Annotated in this window: 22 protein-coding genes and 1 tRNA gene; 16 read left to right on the top strand and 7 right to left on the bottom strand. The window is 66.3% G+C overall.

Annotated features, from left to right (window positions below):
• Positions 1–80 precede the first annotated feature (80 nt).
• The 3 genes from CH302_RS09410 to CH302_RS09420 are packed head-to-tail and all read left to right on the top strand — an operon-like array spanning position 81 to position 2,516.
• Complete coding sequence (locus tag CH302_RS09410) at positions 81–1,172, top strand: LLM class flavin-dependent oxidoreductase (protein WP_037194848.1); 1,092 nt, start codon at positions 81–83, stop codon at positions 1,170–1,172.
• Entirely contained in the window at positions 1,159–1,632 is a 474-nt protein-coding gene (locus CH302_RS09415; protein WP_037194849.1) for a MarR family winged helix-turn-helix transcriptional regulator, read from the top strand. The genes CH302_RS09410 and CH302_RS09415 overlap by 14 nt, the downstream gene beginning before the upstream one ends.
• Positions 1,629–2,516, top strand: coding sequence for a pirin family protein (locus CH302_RS09420; RefSeq protein ID WP_037194851.1), 888 nt, complete (start codon positions 1,629–1,631; stop codon positions 2,514–2,516). The genes CH302_RS09415 and CH302_RS09420 overlap by 4 nt, the downstream gene beginning before the upstream one ends.
• A gap of 9 nt (positions 2,517–2,525) precedes the next feature.
• Here CH302_RS09420 and CH302_RS09425 read toward each other — a convergent pair whose 3' ends face one another.
• The 4 genes from CH302_RS09425 to CH302_RS09440 form a co-directional block, all read right to left on the bottom strand.
• Positions 2,526–3,539, bottom strand: a complete 1,014-nt coding sequence (locus CH302_RS09425) for a hemolysin family protein (RefSeq protein ID WP_037194853.1) — start codon at positions 3,537–3,539, stop codon at positions 2,526–2,528.
• Positions 3,536–4,942: a hemolysin family protein gene (locus tag CH302_RS09430; RefSeq protein ID WP_037195487.1), complete on the bottom strand. Its 1,407-nt coding sequence runs from the start codon at positions 4,940–4,942 to the stop codon at positions 3,536–3,538. Before CH302_RS09430 ends, CH302_RS09425 begins: the two co-directional genes overlap by 4 nt.
• A 210-nt stretch (positions 4,943–5,152) precedes the next feature.
• A complete protein-coding gene (locus tag CH302_RS09435; protein WP_037194854.1) occupies positions 5,153–5,752 on the bottom strand; it encodes a ribonuclease H family protein in 600 nt (199 codons plus the stop codon).
• A gap of 119 nt (positions 5,753–5,871) precedes the next feature.
• Entirely contained in the window at positions 5,872–7,065 is a 1,194-nt protein-coding gene (locus CH302_RS09440; protein WP_037195488.1) for an MFS transporter, read from the bottom strand.
• A gap of 175 nt (positions 7,066–7,240) precedes the next feature.
• Between CH302_RS09440 and CH302_RS09445 the strand changes: the two genes are divergently transcribed.
• From CH302_RS09445 to CH302_RS09465, 5 genes are all read left to right on the top strand, one after another.
• Positions 7,241–8,173 carry a DNA-3-methyladenine glycosylase family protein gene (locus tag CH302_RS09445; protein ID WP_052048027.1) on the top strand — a complete coding sequence of 311 codons (933 nt, stop codon included), beginning with the start codon at positions 7,241–7,243 and terminating at the stop codon, positions 8,171–8,173.
• Positions 8,174–8,224: 51 nt separating this feature from the next.
• Positions 8,225–9,169, top strand: coding sequence for an aldo/keto reductase (locus tag CH302_RS09450; RefSeq protein ID WP_037194855.1), 945 nt, complete (start codon positions 8,225–8,227; stop codon positions 9,167–9,169).
• A 61-nt stretch (positions 9,170–9,230) separates the two neighbouring features.
• Positions 9,231–10,496, top strand: coding sequence for a multidrug effflux MFS transporter (locus CH302_RS09455; RefSeq protein ID WP_052048028.1), 1,266 nt, complete (start codon positions 9,231–9,233; stop codon positions 10,494–10,496).
• A 36-nt stretch (positions 10,497–10,532) separates the two neighbouring features.
• Positions 10,533–11,009: a DUF309 domain-containing protein gene (locus CH302_RS09460; protein ID WP_037194857.1), complete on the top strand. Its 477-nt coding sequence runs from the start codon at positions 10,533–10,535 to the stop codon at positions 11,007–11,009.
• Positions 11,010–11,115: 106 nt separating this feature from the next.
• Positions 11,116–11,811 (top strand): hypothetical protein, encoded by a 696-nt coding sequence (locus CH302_RS09465; protein ID WP_141216617.1) that lies wholly within the window; start codon positions 11,116–11,118, stop codon positions 11,809–11,811.
• Here the strand turns inward: CH302_RS09465 and CH302_RS09470 are convergent.
• Positions 11,789–12,553, bottom strand: a complete 765-nt coding sequence (locus CH302_RS09470) for a deoxyribonuclease IV (RefSeq protein ID WP_037195492.1) — start codon at positions 12,551–12,553, stop codon at positions 11,789–11,791. The genes CH302_RS09465 and CH302_RS09470 overlap by 23 nt on opposite strands.
• Positions 12,554–12,628: 75 nt before the next feature.
• Here CH302_RS09470 and CH302_RS09475 point away from each other — a divergent pair, with 75 nt between their 5' ends.
• From CH302_RS09475 to CH302_RS09495, 5 genes are all read left to right on the top strand, one after another.
• On the top strand, positions 12,629–13,363 hold the full coding sequence (locus tag CH302_RS09475; protein ID WP_037194862.1) for an ABC transporter ATP-binding protein: 735 nt from the start codon (positions 12,629–12,631) through the stop codon (positions 13,361–13,363).
• Positions 13,364–13,431: 68 nt separating this feature from the next.
• Positions 13,432–15,954: an ABC transporter permease gene (locus tag CH302_RS09480; protein WP_037195494.1), complete on the top strand. Its 2,523-nt coding sequence runs from the start codon at positions 13,432–13,434 to the stop codon at positions 15,952–15,954.
• 183 nt (positions 15,955–16,137) lie between these two features.
• On the top strand, positions 16,138–18,711 hold the full coding sequence (locus CH302_RS09485; protein WP_037194863.1) for an alpha/beta fold hydrolase: 2,574 nt from the start codon (positions 16,138–16,140) through the stop codon (positions 18,709–18,711).
• A gap of 99 nt (positions 18,712–18,810) precedes the next feature.
• On the top strand, positions 18,811–19,725 hold the full coding sequence (locus CH302_RS09490; protein WP_037194866.1) for an alpha/beta fold hydrolase: 915 nt from the start codon (positions 18,811–18,813) through the stop codon (positions 19,723–19,725).
• Positions 19,722–20,360 (top strand): LON peptidase substrate-binding domain-containing protein, encoded by a 639-nt coding sequence (locus tag CH302_RS09495; protein ID WP_037194867.1) that lies wholly within the window; start codon positions 19,722–19,724, stop codon positions 20,358–20,360. Before CH302_RS09490 ends, CH302_RS09495 begins: the two co-directional genes overlap by 4 nt.
• Before the next feature lie 52 nt (positions 20,361–20,412).
• Here the strand turns inward: CH302_RS09495 and CH302_RS09500 are convergent.
• Positions 20,413–20,486 (bottom strand) — tRNA-Met (locus CH302_RS09500).
• Between the two features lie 79 nt (positions 20,487–20,565).
• On the opposite strand from CH302_RS09500, the gene CH302_RS09505 reads away from it, so the two are divergent.
• The gene (locus tag CH302_RS09505; protein WP_037194868.1) at positions 20,566–21,345 is read left to right on the top strand and encodes an enoyl-CoA hydratase/isomerase family protein; all 780 of its coding nucleotides are present in this window, start codon (positions 20,566–20,568) and stop codon (positions 21,343–21,345) included.
• On the opposite strand, the gene CH302_RS09510 is transcribed toward CH302_RS09505, so the two are convergent.
• Entirely contained in the window at positions 21,328–21,984 is a 657-nt protein-coding gene (locus tag CH302_RS09510) for a DUF998 domain-containing protein (RefSeq protein ID WP_052048029.1), read from the bottom strand. The genes CH302_RS09505 and CH302_RS09510 overlap by 18 nt on opposite strands.
• A gap of 65 nt (positions 21,985–22,049) precedes the next feature.
• Here CH302_RS09510 and CH302_RS09515 point away from each other — a divergent pair, with 65 nt between their 5' ends.
• Positions 22,050–22,613 (top strand): TetR/AcrR family transcriptional regulator, encoded by a 564-nt coding sequence (locus CH302_RS09515; protein ID WP_176460676.1) that lies wholly within the window; start codon positions 22,050–22,052, stop codon positions 22,611–22,613.
• Positions 22,610–23,980, top strand: a complete 1,371-nt coding sequence (locus CH302_RS09520; protein WP_255137794.1) for an ABC1 kinase family protein — start codon at positions 22,610–22,612, stop codon at positions 23,978–23,980. The genes CH302_RS09515 and CH302_RS09520 overlap by 4 nt, the downstream gene beginning before the upstream one ends.
• Positions 23,981–23,999: the final 19 nt, after the last annotated feature.

Consider the following 23,999-nt stretch of genomic DNA (forward strand, 5'->3'; position numbering starts at 1 on the left):
GTGGAATAGCGCGTGACGGCCCACCGTTGTACGACGCAGTCGATGCAAACGCATGAACTTTGTTCGGGTAGGAGCACACTGTGCAGTTCGGAATCTTCACCGTCGGAGACGTCACCACCGACCCCACGACGGGAGTGACGCCCACCGAACACGAGCGCATCCGGTCGATGGTCACCATCGCCAAGCACGCCGAAGACGTCGGGCTCGACGTCTTCGCGACCGGCGAGCACCACAACCCGCCCTTCGTGCCGTCGTCTCCCACGACCATGCTCGGCTTCATCGCCGCGCAGACCGAGAAGCTGATTCTCTCGACATCGACCACGCTGATCACCACCAACGATCCGGTGAAGATCGCCGAGGACTACGCGATGCTGCAGCATCTCGCCGAGGGACGCGTCGACCTCATCATGGGCCGCGGCAACACCGGTCCGGTCTATCCGTGGTTCGGCCAGGACATCCGTCAGGGCATCCCGCTGGCGCTCGAGAACTACCAACTGCTCCGACGCCTGTGGACCGAGGACGTCGTGACCTGGAAGGGCAACTTCCGCACCCCGCTCGACGGGTTCACCTCCACGCCGCGACCGCTCGACGGCATTCCGCCGTTCGTCTGGCACGGCTCCATTCGCAGCCCCGAGATCGCAGAGATCGCCGCCTATCACGGTGACGGATTCTTCGCGAACAACATCTTCTGGCCGAAGGAGCACTACATCGCGCTGATCGACCTCTACCGCGAACGCTACGAGCACTACGGGCACGGGCGTGCAGACCAGGCGATCGTCGGCCTGGGCGGACAGGTGTTCATGCGCAAGAACAGCCAGGACGCGGTGACGGAATTCCGACCGTACTTCGACAACGCTCCGGTGTACGGCCACGGCCCTAGCATGGAGGAGTTCACCGAACAGACTCCGCTGACTGTCGGATCTCCGCAGCAGGTCATCGAGAAGACCCTGGCCTTCGCGGATTTCTTCGGCGACTACCAGCGCCAACTGTTCCTGATGGACCACGCCGGACTGCCGCTGAAGACCGTGCTCGAGCAGCTCGACATCCTGGGCGCAGATGTGGTGCCGGTGCTGCGCAAGGAATTCGCTGCCCGACGCCCGGAGGGTGTTCCGGAGAATCCTCCGACTCACGCGAGCACCCTGGCCGAACGAAACGCCCGTGTCTCGATCTAGAACCGAGGCGGCAGTCGATGCCTGGGAGTCACTCTTCCGCTCCCAGGTGACGCTGATGCGACGCTTCACCGCCGAGGACATCTGGAAGCCGATCGGCGTGCGCGAGTACGACGTGTTGTTCACCTTGAGCAGCAGCCCCACTCGCGCACTCCGACTGCACGAACTCAACGAGGGGATCCTCCTGAGCCAACCGTCGCTGAGCAGGATGTGCGACCGGCTCACGACGATGGGTTATGTTGTCCGACAGAGCGATCCGTCGGACAAACGCGGGACGGTGATCTGCCTGACCGAGGCAGGGGCGGAGCTGCAGAAATCGATCGGCCGCAAGCATGCGACACAGATCGCACGACTGGTCGGTGGCGCACTGGACGGCCACGAACTCGCCGAGCTCGACCGGCTCTGCACCAAGCTCCGAAAAACACAGGCAGGGCTCCGAATCACACAGGCAGGCATCGAATGACGATCGAGATTCTCACCCCACGCGAGGTTCCCCTGGGCGGTCCACGCGCACTGAAGGTTCGGCGTACGCTCCCGCAGCGGCAGCGTTCACTGATCGGTGCGTGGTGCTTCGCAGACCACTACGGTCCCGACACCTCACCGATGGACGTGCCGCCCCACCCGCACACCGGGCTCCAGACCGTCAGCTGGCTCTTCTCCGGCGAGATCGAACACCGCGACAGCGTCGGATCACACGCCATGGTCCGGCCCGGCGAGCTGAACCTGATGACGGCCGGCCACGGCATCAGTCACTCCGAGACCTCGACCCCGCAGACGGAAATTCTGCACGGTATGCAACTGTGGGTTGCACTTCCGGCTCGATCTCGTTTCACCGCACCGACTTTCGAACACTACGTGCCACAGACCCACACGAGCCAGGGGCTGACCGCACGAGTGTTCCTCGGCTCACTGCTCGGCGAGACCTCGCCGGTGGCCACGTTCACCCCACTCCTCGGAGCCGAGATCGTGCTCGACGCAGGAGCCCGCGTCACCCTCGACGTCGACCCGACGTTCGAGCACGGCGTCATCGTCGATCAGGGCACCGTGACGATGGACGAGACAGTGCTCGCCGCAGCCGATCTCGGCTACCGCGAACCGGGCGGCTCGACGCTCGATCTGCACAATCCGACCCGAGAGCCGGTGCGGATGCTGCTGCTCGGCGGACCGCCGTTCGGCGAGCAGATCGTCATGTGGTGGAACTTCGTCGGCCGCAGCCACGAGGACGTCGTCGAGTATCGGGCCGCCTACGAGCGCGGCAGCGAACAGTTCGGCACCGTCGAGGGCTATCCGGGATCTCGACTGCACGCACCTCCGCTACCCAACAGCCGGATGCAACCGCGCGGCTGAATTGATCTGCTACGCAGCAGGAGCCGTGGGCAGTACCCGTTTGATGACGTCGGTGAGCGTGACGATGCCGAGGAACTGCCCACCGGTCTCGACGACCGCGAGCTGCACGCTGCGGTTGCGCATCTGCCGTAGCAATTCGTACACCGGTGTCGATCCGTCGACCGAGTAGGCCTCCCGTGCGTAATCGGCGGCCGGTTCACCGACGTCGGCCAGCAACGTGTCCCGCACGTGGACGACGCCGGGCGTCGCGCCGGAGCTGTCGGTGAGCAGTACCCGAAGGTGACCTGAGCGCAACGCCGCCTCCTGCACATCGGAGACAGTGGCACCGTGCGGCACCGAGGTCGCCTCGGAGTCGAGCACCGTGATCTTGTCGACGGTCAGTGTCTCGAGTTCGATCACCCGGGTGATCTGGGTCTGCAGTTCCGGTTCCAGCACACCGACCTGCGACGAGTACTCGACCAGGTTGCGGATGGTCTCCGCATCGCGACCGCCGACCGCGGCGTTCTCGACCGGCTCCACTCCCGACCGTTGGACGAGCGTGTTGGCGATCTTGTTGACCCACACCAGGAACAGCCGGAAGGGGCGGATGAACGCCCGAGACGGCAACCCGATGATGGTGGCAGCGAGTTCGGGGTGCGCGATGGCCCAGGACTTCGGGGCCATCTCACCGATCACCAGATGCAGGAAGGTGACGACCAACAGCGACAGCGCGAACGCGGCGGTTCCGGCCAACCAACCCGGCACACCCCACGAGGTGAACACCGGACCCAGCCAGGAATCGACGGCGGGTTTGGTGACGGCACCGAGCGCGAAGGTGCAGGCCGTGATGCCCAGCTGCGCGCCCGCCAGCATGATCGTCAACTCGTTCATTCCGCGCAGCGCCGCCCGCACCGATCGGCTCGTGCCTGCCTTCTCCTCCAGTCGATGTCTGCGGGCACCGAGCAGCGCGAACTCGATGACGACGAAGAACGCACTCAGCGCGATGAGCAGTACCGTCACCGCGACGACGACCCACGCGTTCATCGGTCCGTCTCCTCGTCCGACTCCGGCGAATCCTCGATGCCGTCCGGTGAGTTCTCGTGCAGTCTGATTCTCAGCTCACTCGGCACGTGCCGATCCACCTCGAGCACCTCGACTTCGAGGGACGGACGCGGCGGTTCGTCTTCCATCAGGTCGGCCCCGAACACCGCGAGGTCGATACGCACCGTGTCTCCGACCTCGGGCAGATTCCCGCCCTCCGCGATGAGCAGGCCGGCAAGCGTCTCGTAATCGCCTCTCGGCAAAAGCATGTCGCGACCGATGGTGCGTTCGACCTCGTCGACGTGGACGTCGCCGTCCATGAGCCACACTCCGTCTTCCTGATCGTGCACGCCTGCGATGTCCTCGTCGTCGTGCTCGTCGGTGATCTCACCGACCAGTTCCTCGGCAAGATCCTCGATGGTGAGCACCCCGGCAAATCCGCCGTACTCGTCGATGACACAGGCCAGCTCGTTCTTGGTGCTGGACAACAACTCCAGAGCATCCTCTAGGGGCATGAGCTCCGGCACGATCAGCGGTGCCCGCATGATCTCGGTGACCGGACGCCGGTCGTCGGGCGCGGCAGCCAACACCTCGGCCAGCTGCACCACACCGATCGGCTCCTCACGGTCACCGATCACCGGATACCGGGTGTGCGCACGCACCATCCGCGCCCGCATCTCACCGATGGCAGTGGTGGGAGTGACCGCGTCCACCCGAGTGCGGGGAATCATCGCGTGTGCGACATCGCGCTCCGGAAAATCCAGGATGCGGTCGAGCAACAACGAGAGATCTTCGGTGAGATCCCCGCTCGCGCGGGAGTCCTCGATGATGCTCTCGAGGTCCTTCGCGGTGGCGCTGCTGTCCACGTCGTGCACCGGCTCGACGCGCAGCAGACGCAGCATCGCGTTGGAGGACTTGTCGAAGAAGGTGATCAGCCAACCGAACGCGGCCAGGTAGATCAGCGTCGAGCGGGCAAGGCGTCGGGACAGCGGGTCGGGGCTGGCGATCGCGAGATTCTTCGGATAGAGCTCGCCGAAGATCATCTGCACGACGGTCGCAAGCACAAGAGCGCCCACCGTGCCGATCGAAATCCCCACCGCGATGGGAACTCCGGCACTGCTCAGCAACTCGCCCAACGATTCGCCGATGAACGGCTCGGCCACGTAACCGACCATCAGACCGGTGACCGTGATGCCCAGCTGCGCGCCCGACAGCATGAACGAGGTGCGCTTGGTGACCTTCAGTGCTCGCTCGGCCGACGCGTCGCCCTTCTCGGCTCCGGTACGCAGCGTCGCCCGGTCGACGGACATGTAGGCGAACTCCTGGGCCACGAAGTATCCGTTGGCCGCGATGATCGCGGCGGTGAGCACGAAGCCGAGAAGCAAGGAGAGTATCGCTGTGATCACCATGTGATCACTCGACGGCGAACGGCCGGAGCAGTGCCCGCGGACGATGCAGTGCCCTCCGACGAAGCAGTGGCCATGGGCGGCCGAGGGGGATCGATGGAGTGCACAGTGCGCTCGACGCCTCCGGTGTCAGAGAATCCGAATTGAGTGGAATGTCGTGATTCTATCGACTGCCGGCGCGTAATTCCCACGACCAGGCGGAATGAGCGATCAGAACAGCGTCGGAACCGCGTCGTCGGACGTCGACGCCTCACGCGCCGTCGGGGCCGAGGCGGCAGTTGCCGGGGCGGGTGCCGTCTTCACCGGTGCCTTCTTCGCGGGTGCCGTCTTCACCGGTGCCTTCTTCGCGGGTGCTGTTGCGGCAGGGGACACCGCACCCCCTGCAGCCACGGCTCGCGCGGCCTCTCCGGCCAAGGCGTCGGCTGCTTCGTTGAAGTGATTGCCGACGTGTCCGCGGACCCACCGGAACCGGACCGGGCCTTCACGTTCGGTGATGGCCCGCTCGATGCTCTGCACCAGCTCCAGGTTGCGTACCGGGGTGCCGCCCGCTGTCTTCCAGCCCTTGCGCTTCCAGCCCGCGAGCCACTCGGACGCGCACTTGATGGCGTACTGCGAATCGGATTCGATCAACAGCGGCTCGGGGCCGGGGTGAGCCAGAACCGCCTCCAGCAGGGCCCTGAGCTCCGCGACCTGGTTGGTGCCCGAGGGCTCACCACCGGAGTTGCTCGGCCCCGTGTGGTTGATCCACGCCCACCCGATTGCTCCGCCGGGGTTACGCAGACACGAGCCGTCCGTACTCACGATGATCACGGTCTCAGACCCTACTTCGGGGCACCGACAAACTCCGGGTGACTCGCGCACGAACACCGAGGTACTTGGCGGTCGACTGCACGGCACCGCGAATCGATTCCGGCGCAACGCCACCCGGGTCAGGAGTAGTGGGACGCCCCGGCCTTCCTGCCGTCGAGGGTGAGCAGCACGAACGCCACCGCCGCGAGCGCTGCGATGAGCGCGGAGAACACCAGTCCCGCGGTCACCAATCCCCATTCGTTCGCCGCAGCCCCGGCCCCGATGACCGGCACCGAGATGGCCACGTACAGCACCACGAAGAACGTCGAGGTCACTTCTGCTCGACGTTCCGGCGGAAGCCCCGCGGCGATGGCCGCCATACCGTTGCTGAACGTCACGCCCTGCCCGATACCGCACAGCAGTGCCGCGATCACCAGGACCGGCAGCGACGTCAGTACCAACGACAGAGCCAGGACCACCAGACCGACCGTCAGAACGAAGCAACCCCAGCGCTGCGCCGACGTCGGATCGGCCCGGCGTATCGATATCTGCGCGGTCGCGGACGAAGCGAAGACCGCGAACACCACGACGCCGGTGACGGCATGGTTGTCGATCTGCAGCACACCCGCGATGAAACCCGGCGATACCGCGGTGAACAGGCCGAGCACCGCGAACCCGGCGAAACCACCGATCGACGCGCGCAGAAAAGTGCCACGGACGTCCGCCGGAACAGACAGTCGTTGCATCTGCGGGCGCGCCCCCGCTGCGACCCGAACGGTTTCGGGAGCGAGAAACACCGCCAGGGCAGCCACCGCGAGCAGGCCGATGTCGACGTAGAAGGTCAGGCGTAGCGGTTGCGGAAGGTATTCGGCCAGCAACCCGGCCACCAGCGGGCCCAGGCCGAGGCCGCCGATATTGGCCGCCGTGGCAATCGCCGGAGCACGATCCCGCCACGCGTCCGGTACCAGTTCGATCAGGGTCACCGTCGCCGTTCCGACGAAGATCCCGGCCGACAACCCGGACAGCACTCGCCCGATCACCAGGGCCGTGAGCGAATCCGCAGTCACGAACACCACGGCACTGATCAGTCCGAAGGCGATGCCCGCCAACAGCATCGGACGACGACCGAGCGAATCGGACCACCGCCCGAAGGCCAGCAGGGCTCCGAGCACACCCACGGCGTACGCGGCGAACACCAGCGTGACGACGAATACCGAGAAGCCGAATTCGACCTCGTACAACGCGTAGAGCGGCGTCGGCATGGTCGTACCCATCATCGCCACGACGAACGCGTAGGCGACTCCGACGAACGATGCTGCACTCGATCGAGCCACGAAGATCCTCCTGATGCTGTCGACCTGACCAGAGGCGGCGAGAGAGTCCGTGCGGTACTCCTGCGCTCCGCGAGGCACTATGTATCTTGCCGTCGGCGCTGCAACAGTGTCGACCGAGCCCTGAAGGGGGCCCACTCGGTCCGCATGGCCACGACCGTTCGGAGGTGACGAACCGATGCCCGACGATGCCGGTTCCGACGGGATCGCGCGCCTGGTCACGTCCGAGCAACGGCTCGACGTGCGGATGTCGGTGTCGCCGCTACGCCGTGGCCGCGGCGATCCCACCTACGAGTCGACGCCGGACGGCGGGATCTGGCGCACGTCGCGGATGAGCTCCGGCCCGGTGACATACCGCCTGACGCAGGTGTCGCCGACGAGCGCGCAGGTTCGAGCCTGGGGCCCCGGTGCACCCGAACTGTTGGACGCCGTGCCCGCTCTGCTCGGCAAGGACGACGATGCAGCCACCTTCGCACCGGAGCATCCGATTCTCCAGGAAGCCCATCGGCAACTACCGCACCTGCGTCTGGGCAGAACCGGACTGGTCCTCGAGGCCCTGATCCCGGCGATCATCGAGCAACGCGTCCACGGAATTTCGGCCTTCGGATCGTGGCGCCACCTGGTGAGCAAGTTCGGCGAGAAGGCACCGGGGCCGACGCCGAAGCCGATGTTCGTCTTCCCGACACCCGACGTGTGGCGTCGTATCCCGTCGTGGGAGTACCACCGCGCCAACGTGGACCCGGCCCGGTCCAAGACCATCGTCCGCGCTGCCTGCGCAGCCGGGCGGCTGGAGGAGGCGTCGGGAATGACACCCGAGGACGCGCAACGCAGGCTGCGGGCGATCCCGGGCGTCGGTGTCTGGACGGCGGCCGAGACCGCGCAACGCGCCCTCGGGGATCCCGACGCGTTGTCGGTGGGCGATTACCACCTGGCGTCGGTGGTGGGCTGGTCGCTGTTGGGGAGACCGATCGACGACGCGGAGATGGTCGAGTATCTGCAGCCTTTGGCACCGCACAGGCATCGCGCGATTCGGCTGCTGTACCTGAGCGGCAAGGCCACCAAGCCCAAGTTCGGTCCGCGAACCGCGCTGGTGGATCACACGTGGCACTGAGCCCTCGCTGCTCGTACAGTCGAGTTGTTCGCCGACGTAAGGGGTTTGTCTGTGGTTGCCATCGGTAGTTCCGATCTGGATGTCTTTCCCCTCGCTCTAGGCGGGAACACTTTCGGCTGGACCAGCGACGAGGCTGCGTCCTTCGAGATTCTCGATGCCTTCGTCGCGGGCGGAGGCAACTTCGTCGACACCGCGGATTCGTACTCGGCATTCGCCGACGGCAACTCCGGCGGCGAGTCCGAAACCATCATCGGCAACTGGACCAGAGCCCGCGGAAACCGGGGCGACGTCGTCATCGCCACCAAGGTCAGCCAGCATCCCGAGTTCCGCGGACTGGCCGCGGACAACATCCGAGCCGCCGCCGACGCGTCGCTGAGCCGGTTGCAGACCGACCACATCGACGTCTACTACGCGCACTACGACGACGAGAAGACCCCGCTCGTGGAGTCTCTCGCCGCGTTCGACGAGCTGGTGACAGCGGGCAAGGTCCGGCACGTCGCCATCTCGAACTACACCCCCGCGCGGGTGCGCGAGTGGCTGGAACTGGCCAAGGAGAACGGTTTCGCCGCCCCGATCGCGTTGCAGCCGCACTACAACCTGGTCGCCCGCGGCGACTACGAGGGCGAGCTGCAGAACCTGGCCGTCGAGAACGACCTCGGGGTGTTCCCGTACTTCTCCCTCGCCGCAGGTTTCCTGACCGGCAAGTACCGCACCCGCGAGGACCTCGCGGGCAAACAGCGCGAACGACTGACCACCGGATACTTCTCCGACGCCGGTCTGGATGTCGTGCAGGGTCTGCGCGAGATCGCCGAATCCCGTTCGGCAGAGATCTCGAGCGTCGCGCTGGCCTGGCTGCTGGCCCGGCCGGGAGTCACCGCGCCGATTGCCAGCGCGAGCAAGATATCTCAGCTACCGGCTCTGCTGGACGCACCGGCACTGGCTCTGACCAGCCAGGAAGTCGAGAAGCTGACCGTACTGTCCGACGCCGTGGCATAGAACACGAAAGTTGTAGTCAGCAACCGGGAACAGAACGTGTACCCCGGTTGCTGAACCTCGGGTGGCCCAAGCACCGAACACGTCAGCAGCCGAGACAGCCGTAGCCGAAGCACCGGCAACGAACACGTCCCCCGAGCCGACGTCCAGGGAACGCCTGCGGGTGATCCTGGTGCTCGGCGCGCTCATCGCGCTCGGCCCACTGACCATCGACATGTATCTGCCGGCCCTTCCGGCCATCGCCGACGACCTGAACACGTCCTCGTCCGCTGTGCAGCTCACCCTCGCGGGCACCCTCGTCGGTCTTGCCCTCGGTCAGCTGATCATCGGGCCGCTCTCGGACATCGTCGGCCGACGCCTGCCCCTGATCGTCGGCACCGGAGTGCACATCCTGGCCTCGGTCGCGTGCATCGTGGCTCCCAACATCGCCGTTCTCGGTGGCCTCCGCGTCGTGCAGGGTCTCGGTGCTGCAGCCGCAGCCGTGGTCGCGATGGCCATCGTGCGCGACCTGTTCAGTGGCCGCGCCGCCGCGACCGTCCTCTCACGCCTGATGCTGGTCATGGGCGTCGCTCCCGTGCTGGCCCCATCGCTCGGCGGTGCCGTGCTGCTGGTCGGATCCTGGCGTCTCGTGTTCGCGGCGCTGGCGATCATGGGTGTTGCTCTGATGACGTTGGCGATCGTGTCGCTGCGCGAAACGCTTCCACCCGAGCGTCGCCGCGCCAGCGGAGTGCTGCCGGTACTTCGCACCTACCGTTCACTGCTGCGTGATGCCCAGTTCGTCGTTCTCGTCCTGGTGGCCGCACTGGCGATGGCGTCGCTGTTCGCCTACATCGCCGGGTCGTCGTTCGTTCTGCAGGAGGAATTCGGCCTCGACGAGCAGCAGTTCGCGATCGTCTTCGCCGCCGGTGCCATCTCCCTCATCGGGGCTTCCCAGCTCAACGTCCTTCTGCTCGGACGCTTCGCACCGGTGCAGATCGTGCTGACAGCGCTGTCCTTCGCGGTGTTCGCCGGTGCCGTCATGACGGTCCTGGCTATCACCGGGGTCGGCGGCATGGCCGGGTTCGTCGTCCCGCTGTGGTTCGTGCTCGGGGCCGTCGGGTTCGTGATGCCCAACGCGCCTGCGCTCGCGCTGTCCCGGCACGGTGAGGCTGCAGGCGGTGCCGCTGCCCTCCTCGGAGCAGCGCAATTCGGGCTCGGTGCCATCGTTGCGCCTGTCGTCGGCGCACTCGGAAACGACGCGGTGGCCGTGTCCACCACGATGGTCGCGACCTCCGCCGCCGCACTGGTAGCACTGGGTGTCATCACCGCGCGCTCGTCTTCGCGCCTATGAGCTCGGTGGGGGCCACCACACACTAGGGTTTCCGCCATGGCCGAACGCGAACGTGATGCGCACGGTAAACCCCTCAACGCCAGGCCTCGTGACGGTCTCGGGCGGCCCCTTGCGCGCGGTGGCAACGGAACCCCACGGGTGCCCGACGACCTCCGGCTTCCTCCCACTGCTGCTCTGGTCGAAGCGCAGAGATTCCTCGACGCGGACATGCCGTTCCATGCGCACGAGGTACTCGAGGGAACGTGGAAGAGCTGCTCGCCCGACGAGCGTCCGTTGTGGCAGGGCCTCGCCCAACTCGCCGTCGGGTTGACTCATCTGATGCGCGGCAATCGCGTCGGTGCCGGTTCGCTGCTCCGGCAGGGACACGACCGACTCATCGGATTCGAGTGCGATCCTCCGCATCACGTCGACGTCACCGGCCTGCTGGCCTGGTCGGAGGGCCTGCTCGTCGAGCTCGAGACCGGACGGTTGCCGGTGGCCCCCGGTATTCCGGCGCTGCGCGCTATCGACTGAACCGATCCCGACAGGGGGCGTCCTGGCGTCCGATCCCGACTCGAGCTAGCCTGGTGAAGGTTAGGTAAGGCTAGGACAATCTGCTTCGGAAGTGGGGTTCGTCGGCGTGACCGTGTTCGCACCGCTCAGACTCGTGCACCGCGAGACGATCAGCCCGGCCCAGCTCGGACGCACTCTCTGCACCGAGGTAGCCGAACAGGTTCCGTACTGGGTCGCAGTCCTGACCCCGGCGGAGCGACCGTTGCTCACCGAACGGTCGACGGAATTCGAGCAGGCATCGGTGACGTTCGCGTTGCCCGACGGCGCACACCGCCGCCGCGTTCTGCTGCTCGCGGCCCTGGGTTCGGCCGTGTCCACGTGGCAGGCGAACAACCACCGCGGCTCCTCGGCCGGCGTGCTGGTCGACCTCGATCTCGAGAACACCGGTGCAGTGCACCCGGTCCGGCTTCCTGCGCTTCGCACCGACGCTCTCGCCGTCCCCTCTCTCCGCGAGCACCTCGTCGACGACGTCTCGAGGCGGCTGGGCTCGGTGCCGAACGGCGGCCGCGACTACGCACTGACTCGCAACTATCCCGCGCTGGCCTCGCGCGCAGGAGCTCAGATCATCGTGTGTGAGGATGCACTGGCAGAGCCCAGCCGCGATCACGCCATCGACTTCGGGATCTCCGTGACCGATGCGGGTACCGCGACGGCGCGCATCACCTGGGCTGCGAACCTGCACGGCGTCGACGAACTGATCCGACTGTGGTCGGCGGCCGTGCACAGCCTCGCACTCGCCACTACAGGCTCTTCAGCAGCCTGACGTCGTCCTCGATCCCCTCGGGGGGAGTTTCGAGGATCACCGGCGCGTCGGCAGCCAGTGCGACGGCGGTCAGAATCTCGGCGTCGATCGTTCCCGTGCCGAGGTTCGCGTGCCGGTCTCGCGCCGAGTCGAACTCGTCGCGCGAATTGTTCAGGTGCACCAGATCGATTCGTCCGGTGATGGCCTTGATTCGGTCGACCACGTCGACGAGATCCTCGCCCCCGGCCCACGCGTGACAGGTGTCCAGACAGAATCCGGCACCGAACTCACCGATCGCGTCCCACAACCGGGCGATGTCGTCGAAGTGGCGCGCCATCGCGGAGTCTCCGCCCGCGGTGTTCTCGACGAAGATCGGCACCGCGAAGCCGCCCTGCTCCGCTTGGCGCTCGAACAGCTTGCGCCAGTTGTCGATTCCCTTGGCAGTGTCCTCGCCCTCACGGACGTGGCCGCCGTGGACGACCAACCCGATGGCCCCGATCTCGGCCGCAGCAGCGGCCTGCTCGATGACGGCCTTGCGCGACGGAATACGGATCCGATTGTTCAGGCTCGCCACATTGAGGACGTAGGACGAGTGCACCACCACGTCGACGTCGCCGGTCAGCAACGCCTCGCCCTGAGGGTGCGGGGAGAGCTTGTTCCACTTCTGCGGATCGGTGAGGAACATCTGGACGAGGTCGACGCCGAGGGCCTCGGCCGTGCCGAGAGGGTCGCTGCTGTCGCGGACGTGGGCTCCGATGCGCATGACGCCCATCATAGGGGTGGTGTTCAGGGTCTCCCCTGATAGCGACGGGCGCAGAACGCTGGAACACTGGCACCCATGAGCGACATCGCCGCACGTGCGGTCAACGTATCGAAGGTCTACGGATCAGGGGACACCCAGGTCCACGCACTGTCCGGGGTGAGCGTCGACTTCGCTCGCGGAGAATTCACCGCCATCATGGGCCCGTCGGGTTCGGGGAAGTCCACGCTCATGCACTGCCTGGCCGGCTTGGACAACGCATCCTCGGGAACGGTGACCATCGGCGACACCGAGTTGACGGCACTCTCCGACAAGGAGATGACCGGATTACGAAGGGACCGAATCGGATTCGTGTTCCAGGCCTTCAATCTGGTGCCGACGCTCACCGCGCTCGAGAACATCACGCTGCCCCTCGACATCGCCGGCCGCACGCCGGATCAGGGATGGCTCGACACCGTGGTCGATCGACTGGGCCTGCGCGACCGCCTCGATCACCGCCCCAGCGAGCTCTCGGGCGGACAGCAGCAGCGAGTGGCGTGCGCCCGCGCACTGGCAGGTCGACCCGACATCGTGTTCGGCGACGAGCCCACCGGCAACCTCGACTCCCGCTCGTCCGGCGAGGTGCTGTCGATTCTGCGCACTGCCGCAGACGAATTCGATCAGACCGTCGTCATCGTCACGCACGATCCGCGCGCGGCCAGTTACGCCGACCGCGTCGTGTTCCTCGCCGACGGCGCAGTCATCGATCAGCTCAACGCGCCCACGGCCGACGCCGTACTCGAGCGGATGAAGAAGCTGGAGACGGTCCGATAATGGCGCACTCGGCCTCCAAACACTCGGTCGCCGACAAGGCCCCACGTCGGGCCGCGTCGGGCAATCCCATGCGCAAGGTTTCGCTGAGAAACCTTGCTGCACATAAGGTTCGCCTTGCTCTGACCGTGCTGTCCGTCGTGCTCGGCACGGCATTCGTCGCGGGTTCCTTCGTGTTCACCGACACCCTCCAGCGCACCTTCTCCTCACTGTTCGCCGATACCGCGCAGGGCGCGGACGTTCGCGTGAGCCCCGAGGACGCACGCTCGTCCGGCGTACCGAACGAGGACATCGCGGCGATCTCGGCGTTGCCGAACGTGCGCGCCGTGTCGCCGTACGTCGGCGGGCAGTTGGTGCTGCTCGGCTCGGACGGTGCCGCCGTACAGTCCGGCGGCGCACCGACCATCGGTGAGTCGTACCTCCCGGACGACCAAAGACTCGGTGATCCGACCACCTTCGTCGACGGTTCGGCTCCCACCGCTCCCGGTCAGGTCACGATCAACGAAGGTGGTGCCGAGCGCGCGGGACTGAAGGTGGGCGACGCCACCCAGGTCCTCGTGCCGTCCAAGGGCATCACCGACGTCACGATCAGCGGAATCTATTCGACGGCAACCGAATCCGGTGGCTACATCGGAATCCAATTCGTGCAGAGCCAGGCGAACGAGCTGTTCACCGACGGTGCCCACGTGCAGTACATCGACGTCGCGGGCAACGATCTGGCCGCGCAAGGGCTGACCCAGAGCGATCTTCGCGACGAGATCGCCGCGGCGTTTCCCGATCTGAAGGTCCAGACCGCCGCGGACGTACAGGCCGAGACTCAGGCCGAGGTCGAGTCGGCACTGTCGTTCATCAACTACTTCCTGCTCGCCTTCGGCGGGATCGCCCTGCTGGTCGGCACCTTCATCATCTACAACACGTTCTCGATGATCGTCGCTCAGCGCGTCCGCGAACTGGCACTGCTGCGCGCCATCGGAGCCAGCCGCGGACAGGTCAGCCGATCGGTCGTCCTCGAAGCTCTGGTCGTAGGCGTCATCGGCAGCATCCTCGGCTTCGTCGGCGGAGTCGGGCTGGCCTACGGGCTGCGGGCGCTGCTCAACGCCTTCGACCTGGGCCTACCGTCGGGACCGCTGGCACTGGAGCCGCGCACCGTTGTCGTCGCGTTCGCCGTCGGCATCGTCGTCACCGTGCTGAGCGCGTACGCCCCGGCACGGCGGGCGGCCAAGATTCCACCGGTCGCCGCGATGCGCGAGGAGTTCGCCTCTGCGGGCGACACCCTGCGCACCAGGACGTTCGTGGGCGTCGGCCTGGGAATCGCAGGCGCGGCCGCACTGATCATCGGCGCGCAGTCGACCGGCGGGGCGGCCGCTGCCACGGTCGGCGCGGGAGCCGTCGCGCTGATCGTCGCCACCGCACTGGCCGCGCCGTCGCTGTCCCGGCCGGTGGTCGGCGCGCTCGGTGCCGTCATCACCCGTCCGTTCGGAGCGATCGGGCGCTTGGCCAGGACCAATTCGGTACGCAACCCACGACGCACCGCGGCCACCGCCTTCGCCCTGATGCTCGGCCTCATGCTCGTCACCGTCATCGGCGTGCTCGGATCCACTGCCAAGGCCAGCGTCGACTCACTCGTCGACACCGGCGTCGAGGCGGACTACATCCTCTCCGGTCCGCAGTCGATCGGCGTTCCGACCGGTGCCACGACCGCTGCACAAGAGGTGACCGGCGTGGACCGCACCGCGGTACTGCACCCGGTGTTCGTCACCATCGCGGGCCAGGAGGAGTACGGTGCCGCCATCGACGGCTCTCCCGAGGGACTGCTCGAGCTGTCGATGGTCCAGGGCACGGCGGACCTGGACAGCGACGGATTCTCGGTGTCGGAAACCGAAGCGGCCAACCGCGGATGGACGGTCGGAACCGAGGTCACCTTCGACACCGTGGACGGGGCGTCGGTCCCCGTGACCGTCACCGGTGTGTTCACCGACAATCCGCTCATCGGGAATTGGATCGTCTCGGGCGACATCTACCAGGAGGTGACGCCGTCCATCACCCGGTCCGACATTCTGGTTCTGATCAAGGCCACGCCCGGTACCGACCTGGACACGCTGCGAACCGATCTCGAAGCGGCGACCACGCCGTTCGTCGTCGTCCAGGTTCAGGACGTCGAGGAGTTCAAGGGCAGCCAGGGTCAGCAGATCGACACCCTGCTCGCCGTGCTGTACGGATTGCTGGCACTGGCCGTCGTCATCGCCGTGCTCGGCATCGTCAACACGCTGGCCCTGTCGGTGGTGGAGAGGCGTCGGGAGATCGGCATGCTGCGGGCCATAGGAATGCAGCGTCCACAGGTTCGTCGCATCATCTATCTCGAGTCGCTGCTCATCGCACTGTTCGGCGCGATCGTGGGCGTCGTCCTCGGCATCGCGTTCGGGTGGGGATTCGTGCAGACTCTGCGCGACGAGGGCCTGGGCACCATGACCGTGCCGTGGGGCCAGGTGGTGGCGATGCTGCTCGGATCGGCCGTCGTCGGTGTGTTGGCGGCGCTGTGGCCTGCCGTGCGAGCCGCACGCACGAAGCCGTTGGAGGCCATCGCGGACCTGTAGGGACAGGCCCGAAACAGACCGGGCATTCCGCAACGTCACCCGATTGTTGTGGAATGTCCGGTTTTCCGCTTGCGTAAAAAGGCCATGCGCGTCTACCTTTGAGTCGGTAAAACAGTCTCAGAGACGGTTTGTGAGTCACAAACCGACTCCGTCATCACGGGTCGGGCTCGTGCAAGGAGAATCATGTCGATTCAGGACATCGATGCGCCGACCCGACTTTCTCTGGCCCCGTTGTGCCGGCCCGAACGCCGCGACACCCTGATGGCCCGCTACCGCGAGGTGGCTCACGCCCTGCCCGATGCCGTCGCACTCGACGTCGACGGCACCTCGCTGACCTTCGACGAGCTCCTCCACCGCGCCTACTCTCTGGCTCGCAAGATCGCCACTCTCTTCCCCGCCGATTCTCGGCCGCTCGCCGTGGACACCGACGCGACGACGAATTCGATCGTGCTGATGCTGGCCGTCGTCGCCGCGGGCCATCCCCTGGTGCCGCTCGACCCCATGCTTCCGGCCGAACGCCGCGCCACGATCATCGACCAAGCAGCTGCGACGGCGATCGACTCCGCCACCGTTGTCGCCGCCATGGACTCCTGTGTTCCGCTGCCGACACTGTCGGGCGACCACACCGCGGTGATCAACTACACCTCGGGATCCACCGGCACCGCAAAGGGCGTGATCCTGAGCCACCGCATGTGTCTGACCAAGGCATACGAGGTTGCCAACGCGTTGGCGCTGAGCCCACACGACCGCGTCGGAAACTCGCTTCCGGTCAGCTTCGGTGCCGGCTTGAACACGTTGTTCGCCGGCCTGCTCAGCGGTGCCGCCGTGCACTGCCGCGACCCCAGGTCGGGTGTCCCCAGCAGCACCGTCGAGTGGACTGCCGCGCATTCCCTGACGACGCTGCACTGCTCGTCGTCGCTGCTGCGCGCAGTCTCCGCAGTCGATCACGGAACCACCGAACACACAGCAGGCGGGCGCGGGGCCGTACCGACGCTGCGGGTGGTCATCACGTACGGGGAATCCCTGCACTCCGACGATGCCGACGGCTTCCGGCGGCGGTTCGACAGCCGTGCCACGGTGGTCAACTGGTACGCGACCACCGAGGCCGGTGCCGTCGCCTACGGCGAATACCCGCTCGAGCGAGCGCTGCCGTCGGGCTTTCTCCCCGCAGGCAGACCCATCCCGGGCAAGCTCGTCGAGGTCGTCGCCTCCGACGGTTCGACGTGTGCGCCCGACGTGATCGGCGAAGTACGGGTGACGTCGAGCTGCTTGGCCGACGGTTACCTCGGCGGTGCCGGTCTGGACTCCCAACGATTCGCCGCGCTCGGCGACGGTCTGTTCCGGTACCGCACCGGCGATCTGGGACGACTCGACGAACACGGGACACTGCACCTGGCCGGACGCATCGACGACGCAGTCAAGGTGCGTGGCTACCTGGTGGAGCCGGCCGAGGTCGAGGCAGCGCTGCGCGCCATGCCGGAGATCGGCGACGCAGCGGTGATCGGCAGGACCTCCGGCACCGATACCGACCTGGTGGCCTACGTGTGCTCGGCTCGTTCCGGTCGGCGACCCTCCGTGGGCGAGATCAGAGCGTCACTGCGCCGGACGCTGCCGGAATGGATGGTGCCCACCCACATCGTCGCGCTCGACGCGATGCCGCGAAACGAACGCGGCAAGGTCGACCGAAGTGCACTGCCCGAGCCCGCCGATCGACGCGTCGAGCGCACAGCGGTCGGCCCGACCGAGTACATCGTGGCCGAGGCCGCGCGCACCGCGATCGGGCTGGACACCATCGGCCGGGACGAGGATTTCCTGGCGCTGGGCGGCAACTCGCTGACCACCACGGCGATGCTTGCCCAACTTCGCGAGAGCCTGAAGATCGATCTGACGCCGGAGGACGTGTTCGCGGCGACCACTGTTCGAGCGCTGGCCGTGACAGTCGATGCCCGGCTCGAGGACGCGGCAACTGCGCGTCGGCGCACGACCGGCGAACACGATGTGCTCGTGCCGCTGCGCACGGAGGGAAGCAAGGCACCGATCTTCCTGGTCGGCGGAGCAGGCGTCGGTGCGATGGCGTTTCTGAATCTCGTCAAACACATCGACGACGACCGCCCCGTGTATGCGTTGCAGGCGCACGGCCGCGGCAAGCGCGGACGCCCGGACCGCACGATTCGGCGAACCGCGAAGCGCTACGTCGACGCTGTTCGCACAGTCCAGCCCGAAGGCCCGTTCCATCTGGTCGGTCATTCGCTCGGTGGCTGGATTGCCATCGCGATGGCGGAGGAGATCCGAGACTCCGGCCTCGGAACTCCCCACCTGCTGCTCCTCGACACGCGACTGTTTCGGCATCTGCTGGACAGGTTGCCCGGGGGTCGCGAAGTTCCGGCTGCTCCGCCGGCTCAGACGCGCGAAGACGCAGGCTTCCACCTCGGCCGCATCGGCACCGCTGCCCTCTGGCTACGGATGCAGTTCGCCGGGTTGCTGCGGTACCCGACGACGATGGAATGGTTGGTTTTCGCAAGCATCGGGTACGTGGCGTTGAACAAGCACGTTCCGACACCATGGTCGGGTTCGATGACCGTGGTTCGCACGGCAGAGAACGTCAAGGAACTCAGGTCGTGGCAGACGGTCGGTCGTGGTGAGTTGACCTTCGTCGACATCTCCGGGGATCACGTCGACATGTTGCGTGAACCGATGGCCGCGCACTTGGCCGAGACGATCACGAACACCTTCGACGACGCGGGCCTCGCACGCTGACCGACGGTCTGTCGCAGTGTCGGCTCAGCTTGTACGTTTGTGACCGAGGCTCACCGAGCCGCGCGACGACCCGGGAATCACACGACGAGGAGGTCGACCATGAGTTCATCGTACGAATTGCAGTCGGTAGAACTACACAAGGACGTCCTGCGATACGTGGACATGGGCGACGGCCCGCCCGTGATTCTGGTGCACGGCCTGCTCGGGTCGCACCGGTCCTGGGGCCCGCAGCTGGAACGTCTGTCGCACAAATTTCGGGTCATCGCGCCCGACCTGTTCGGGCACGGAGACTCCGACAAGCCGACCGGCGACTACTCGCTGAGTTCGCACGCGGCCACCATTCGCGACCTGATGGACCACCTGAACATCGACTCCGCACCGATGGTCGGTCATTCTCTCGGCGGCGGCATCGTCATGCAGCTGACGTATCTCTTTCCCGAGCGAGTCGATCGCCTGGCGCTGGTCAGCAGTGGCGGCCTCGGTCCGGAGGTGAGCCTGGTGCTCAAGGCAGCGACGCTGCCCGGCAGTGAGCTGGTGTTGCCGCTGCTCGCATCGGACTGGTTCCGTAGGAATACCGAAAGCGCGCTGGCGCAGTTGGGCAAATTGGGTCTGCCGGTCGCGCCGGGACCCAGCATGGCCGAGACCTGGCGGTCGTTCCGGTCGGTCGCAGACCGCTCCACCCGTGGGGCGTTCCTGGCGTCGACGCGGGCCGTGGTGGGCCCGCGGGGGCAGACCGTCAGCGCGAAGCAACATTTCGAGAAGTTCGAGTCCATTCCGTCGCTGCTGGTCTGGGGCGGCAAGGACCGGATGATTCCCGCCAAGCACGCCGACAACATTCGACGCGAGGTTCCGAACAGTCGCGTCGAGATCTTTCCCGACGCCGGCCACTTTCCCCAGCTCGACGAGCCGGACTTCTTCTTCCGACTGCTCGACGAATTCCTGGACTCCAACCGGACCGAGAAGAGCGCGCCTGCGGCGATCACCCCGGCGGCTGTTCCGTCGCAGCACCCGTGAGCGTGACACCGATGTTCCCGCTCGGCAGCGTGCTGCTCCCCGGTGAACGACTACCACTGCACATCTTCGAGCCGCGCTACCAAGCCCTGGTGCACGATTGCCTGAAGCAGGACGATCCGAGCTTCGGCGTGGTACTCATCGCGCGCGGGCACGAAGCCGGCGGCGGCGACGTCCGGCACGATGTGGCCACGACCGCACACATCATCGGTCACGAGTCCATCGGCGACGGCCGCTATCTACTCGAATGCGTCGGCGGTGAACGGATCAGGATCGACGCCTGGCTGCCGGACGACCCGTACCCACTGGCCGACGTTCGAGCATGGCCGGACGAAGACACGGACGCGGTGATCGCCGACACCGAATTCGACGCCACCTGGGCGCGGATCGAGGATCTCTACGAACTGATCGGCCGACTCGAATCGGCGGAGAACGTTGCCACACCGGGTGTTCCGGACTTCCTGGGCCTGCCGATCTCGGCCGCCGAGAAGATCTGGTCGCTGGCAGCACTGATTCCGATGGGTCAGTCCGATCGACTCGACATCCTGTCCGCGCCGGACGCCAGAGCACGCATGACCGCTCTCGACGACGCCATCGAGAATGTCACCGCCGTCGTGCAATTCCGATTGCAACCCTGAGACAGAAACACGTCAGGCCCGACATCATCGATGTCGGGCCTGACGTGCGTAGTAGCGGGGACAGGATTTGAACCTGCGACCTCTGGGTTATGAGCCCAGCGAGCTACCGAGCTGCTCCACCCCGCGTCGGGTGTTCACCACGCTACATGCCATCTCGGCAGTCTCCCAATCGCCAGGTCAGCCGCAGGCTCTACGGTTCCGAAGTATGACCACCGCGCTTTCTCCCGTCCTGACCTTTCCGCACGCCGGCGTCGCGCAGATCACGCTGAGCAACCCACCGGTCAATGCACTGACCCGTCCGGCGACGCGGCGACTGCGCGCCCTCCTTCTCGAGTTGATCGACGATGCTGCGGTCCGGGCGGTCGTTCTCACCGGCGACCGGGTGTTCAGTGCCGGCTCGGACATCTCCGAGATGCCCGAGATGCAGGACGGCGGTGACGTACTCGCCCGCAAGAGCATTCTCGAGAACGCCACCCTCGAGATGCTCGACGATCTACCGCTGCCCACGGTCGCGGCAATCGACGGATTCGCGTTGGGCGGCGGCCTCGAACTGGCGCTGTGCTGCGATCTCGTCGTCGCCGACGAGGGGGCTCGACTCGGACTCCCGGAAATCGACCTCGGTGTGATCCCCAGCAGCGGCGGGTCCATGCGTGCGCTGCGGCGGGTCGGTCAGGCGCGCGCCGCCGAACTGGTGTTGCTCGGCGAGCCCATCCCGGCCGAGACCGCTCTGGAGTGGGGCCTGATCAATCGAGTCGCTCCGCGCGGACAGTCCTTGTCGGTGGCTCTGGGATTGGCGCAGGCACTGGCGCGAAAATCCCGCTCTGCTTTTCGGGCGAACAAGCGCGCCCTCGCGCTCACGTTCGGCGAGTCCCCAGGCCTGCCCGCACGACGGGCATTGCCGGTGTTCGAGGAGGCGTTCGAGTCGGCCGACGGCAAGGAAGGCGTGCGCGCCTTTCTCGCCAAGGAGTCACCCGAGTTCGGATAGGCGACGCTTGACCAGAATCGTTGCGCCGGTGACGATCTCCCATCCGATGATGGTGTAGACCGAGATGCGCTCGAATGTTCCGCCGCCGAGGATTCCGGTGTCGGCGAGAAACAGCGCCAGCCCCACCAGTCCTGCCACTCCTGCAGTCGCACTGCCCACGGTGTACCAACGCGGCGCACCGACGCGGCCGCCGTATCGTCCCGCGGCCAGCAGCACCAGATTGCCGCCGACGATCGCCATGCCTGCACCCACCGCATGGGGCGTCGATGCCCCGTCGACCGAGGCGTGGGCGAGCCCGACGACGATGCTGCCGACACCGTGCACAACGGAGGTGCCGGCCACGATCCACCGCGCCCGGCCTTCGAAGAGCACGGACAGTCCCAGCCCCGCCAAGAGGAACAACGTGCCGTCGACGACGAAGCCGGTGTTCATCACCGCGTGCAGCGGCGAGATGTCGGGGATTCCGAGGTCGCTGATGTTGTTGCGGGCGTAGCTGTACGGCCGGTCCGTCCACCCGAGCGCGGCCACGGCTTCGGCGGCCAGATACGTCACCCCGCCGACGAGGAAGGCTCCGGCTGCCAGGACGGTAGTTCTCTTCACAGCTGCATGACCCATCTCGGCTCGACCCCGATGGGTCATTTCGCAGGCTCCACTCCCGGAGCCCCGATACACCCGTCGTGTACCGATTGGTACAGTACCGGCTCATGAGCGATCGCCACGACGTGGTGCCGGTACTCGCAGGGGTGTTCCGCGACCACGGATTCGACGGGTCAACCCTCGCGGTCATCAGCAAACAGACCGGCCTGGGGAAAGGCAGCCTCTACCACTACTTTCCGCGTGGAAAGCAGGAGATGGCCGAGGCCGTCCTCGACGACGTCGAGCAGTGGTTCCACCACAACGTGTTCGAGCCGTTGCGACACGGCACCGATGCCGCGTCGACCACCCACGAGATGTTCGAGCAGACCGCGCGATACTTCCGGTCCAATCGTCTGGTGTGCCTGTTCGGAGCGTTCACGCTCGGTCTCGAACGTGCGGTGTTCTCGGGCCGCGTCGCAGCGCATTTCACCCACTGGATCGACGCCCTCACTCCGGTACTGCGCCGGCTGGGACACGGCGAATCGGCAGCCGAACTGGCCGAGGAGATCGTGGCCGGGATTCAGGGCGCGTTGGTGCTCTCACGCGCCTCGGACGATGCAACGCGGTTCGATCGACTGCTGGCACGCCTGGAAGCCTCGGCAGCACGCGTGCCTGCGGGGGTGCACGTATGACCCCCGAGGCCGTGACACCCGAGCCCATGACACCGAAGCCCGCACCCGAGCTGAAGACTTTCGGAATACGAGAACTGCTGCGGCTCATCGTCATCGGATCGGTGTTGGCGTACTTCCAGCTCGTCGCGATCGGCCGTTGGGTGCGCGCGCCACGGCGCGGGTGGCCACTGCACGCCTCGGAGGCCGTCGTCGACGCCTTCTTCGTACTCGGACCCACCTTCGTCAAGGTCGGTCAGTTGATGGGCTCCTCGCCCGGACTGTTTCCCAAGGTTCTCGCCGATACCTGTCTGCGCTGCCTCGACGAGGTGCCACCGTTCCCCGGTTCGCAGGCGCGCGCGGTGATCGAGGCCGATCTGGGTCGCGGAATCGACGACCTGTTCTCCTCGTTCGACGACGTACCGCTCTCGTCCGCCTCGGTCGCTCAGGTGCATCTGTGCGTTCGCCGCGACAACGGCCGTGAAGTGGTCATGAAGGTACAGCGGCGAGGCATCTACCACCGCATGAAGATCGACCTGCGCATCGCGTACCTCATCGCCCGCGGACTCGAGAAGTTCATTCCGTTCTTCGCCACGGCCAACGCGTCGGCGATCATCGTCGACCTGCACGCTGCCACCTTCGCCGAACTCGACAGCGCCGTGGAAGCCAAGCGCCAGGACAGCTTTCGCGCGGCCATCGGCGCGTTCGACGACAACGCCCACGTCACCGCCCCCGAGGTGTTTCTCGACTACTGCGGTGGGCGCGTCATCTGCATGGAACGCATGCACGGCTCCCCACTCGACCGCTACGAGCCAGGAGAGCAGTCCGAGCTCATCGTCCGCCGCGCCGCCAAGGTCTGGATGGAAGCCCTTGTGCTGCACGGCCTCTTCCACGGCGACGTGCATGCGGGCAACGTGTGGGTCCTCGACGACGGCAGAGTGGCATTCCTCGACTTCGGAGTCATGGGCGAGGTGGACGAGCAGTGGCGCGCGCTTCTGCTCGATCTGTTTCACGCCACCGTGATCGACGGCGACTTCACCCGGCTCGCCGGTACCGTCAAACGACTGGGAATCGTTGCCCCGCAGATGGGTTCGGACGCCGAGGTCGGCGCGATCCTGCAGTCGGTGTTCGCTCCGATGCTCTCGGCAACTCTCGCGCACTTCAGCCTGGCGGACTTCATCCGAGCGCTGGTGAACATGGGCAAGCAGTACAAGACATCGAGCCCGGAGGAATTGATCCTGGTGGCCAAACAACTCGGCTACTTCGAGCGATACGCCATCGAACTCGCCCCGAACTGGGCGCTCGGGACCGATCCGTTCGTGTTCAAGAACGTCTTCCCCGCCGAGATCGCGGCACTGGCCGAGGCGAGGGGCGTCGAGCTGCCGGAGTGAACCGGCAGCTCGACACAGC

The organism is Rhodococcus sp. 15-2388-1-1a (assembly GCF_002259145.1).
Taxonomy (GTDB): domain Bacteria; phylum Actinomycetota; class Actinomycetes; order Mycobacteriales; family Mycobacteriaceae; genus Rhodococcoides.

Coding starts and splice junctions, on each gene's coding strand:
- CH302_RS09420 (WP_037194851.1), top strand. CDS start 1,629: ATGACGATCGAGATTCTCACCCCACGCGAGGTTCCCCTGGGCGGTCCA.
- CH302_RS09425 (WP_037194853.1), bottom strand. CDS start 3,539: ATGAACGCGTGGGTCGTCGTCGCGGTGACGGTACTGCTCATCGCGCTG.
- CH302_RS09445 (WP_052048027.1), top strand. CDS start 7,241: ATGCCCGACGATGCCGGTTCCGACGGGATCGCGCGCCTGGTCACGTCC.
- CH302_RS09460 (WP_037194857.1), top strand. CDS start 10,533: ATGGCCGAACGCGAACGTGATGCGCACGGTAAACCCCTCAACGCCAGG.
- CH302_RS09470 (WP_037195492.1), bottom strand. CDS start 12,553: ATGCGCATCGGAGCCCACGTCCGCGACAGCAGCGACCCTCTCGGCACG.
- CH302_RS09475 (WP_037194862.1), top strand. CDS start 12,629: ATGAGCGACATCGCCGCACGTGCGGTCAACGTATCGAAGGTCTACGGA.
- CH302_RS09480 (WP_037195494.1), top strand. CDS start 13,432: ATGCGCAAGGTTTCGCTGAGAAACCTTGCTGCACATAAGGTTCGCCTT.
- CH302_RS09485 (WP_037194863.1), top strand. CDS start 16,138: ATGTCGATTCAGGACATCGATGCGCCGACCCGACTTTCTCTGGCCCCG.
- CH302_RS09490 (WP_037194866.1), top strand. CDS start 18,811: ATGAGTTCATCGTACGAATTGCAGTCGGTAGAACTACACAAGGACGTC.
- CH302_RS09505 (WP_037194868.1), top strand. CDS start 20,566: ATGACCACCGCGCTTTCTCCCGTCCTGACCTTTCCGCACGCCGGCGTC.
- CH302_RS09510 (WP_052048029.1), bottom strand. CDS start 21,984: ATGACCCATCGGGGTCGAGCCGAGATGGGTCATGCAGCTGTGAAGAGA.
- CH302_RS09515 (WP_176460676.1), top strand. CDS start 22,050: ATGAGCGATCGCCACGACGTGGTGCCGGTACTCGCAGGGGTGTTCCGC.
- CH302_RS09520 (WP_255137794.1), top strand. CDS start 22,610: ATGACCCCCGAGGCCGTGACACCCGAGCCCATGACACCGAAGCCCGCA.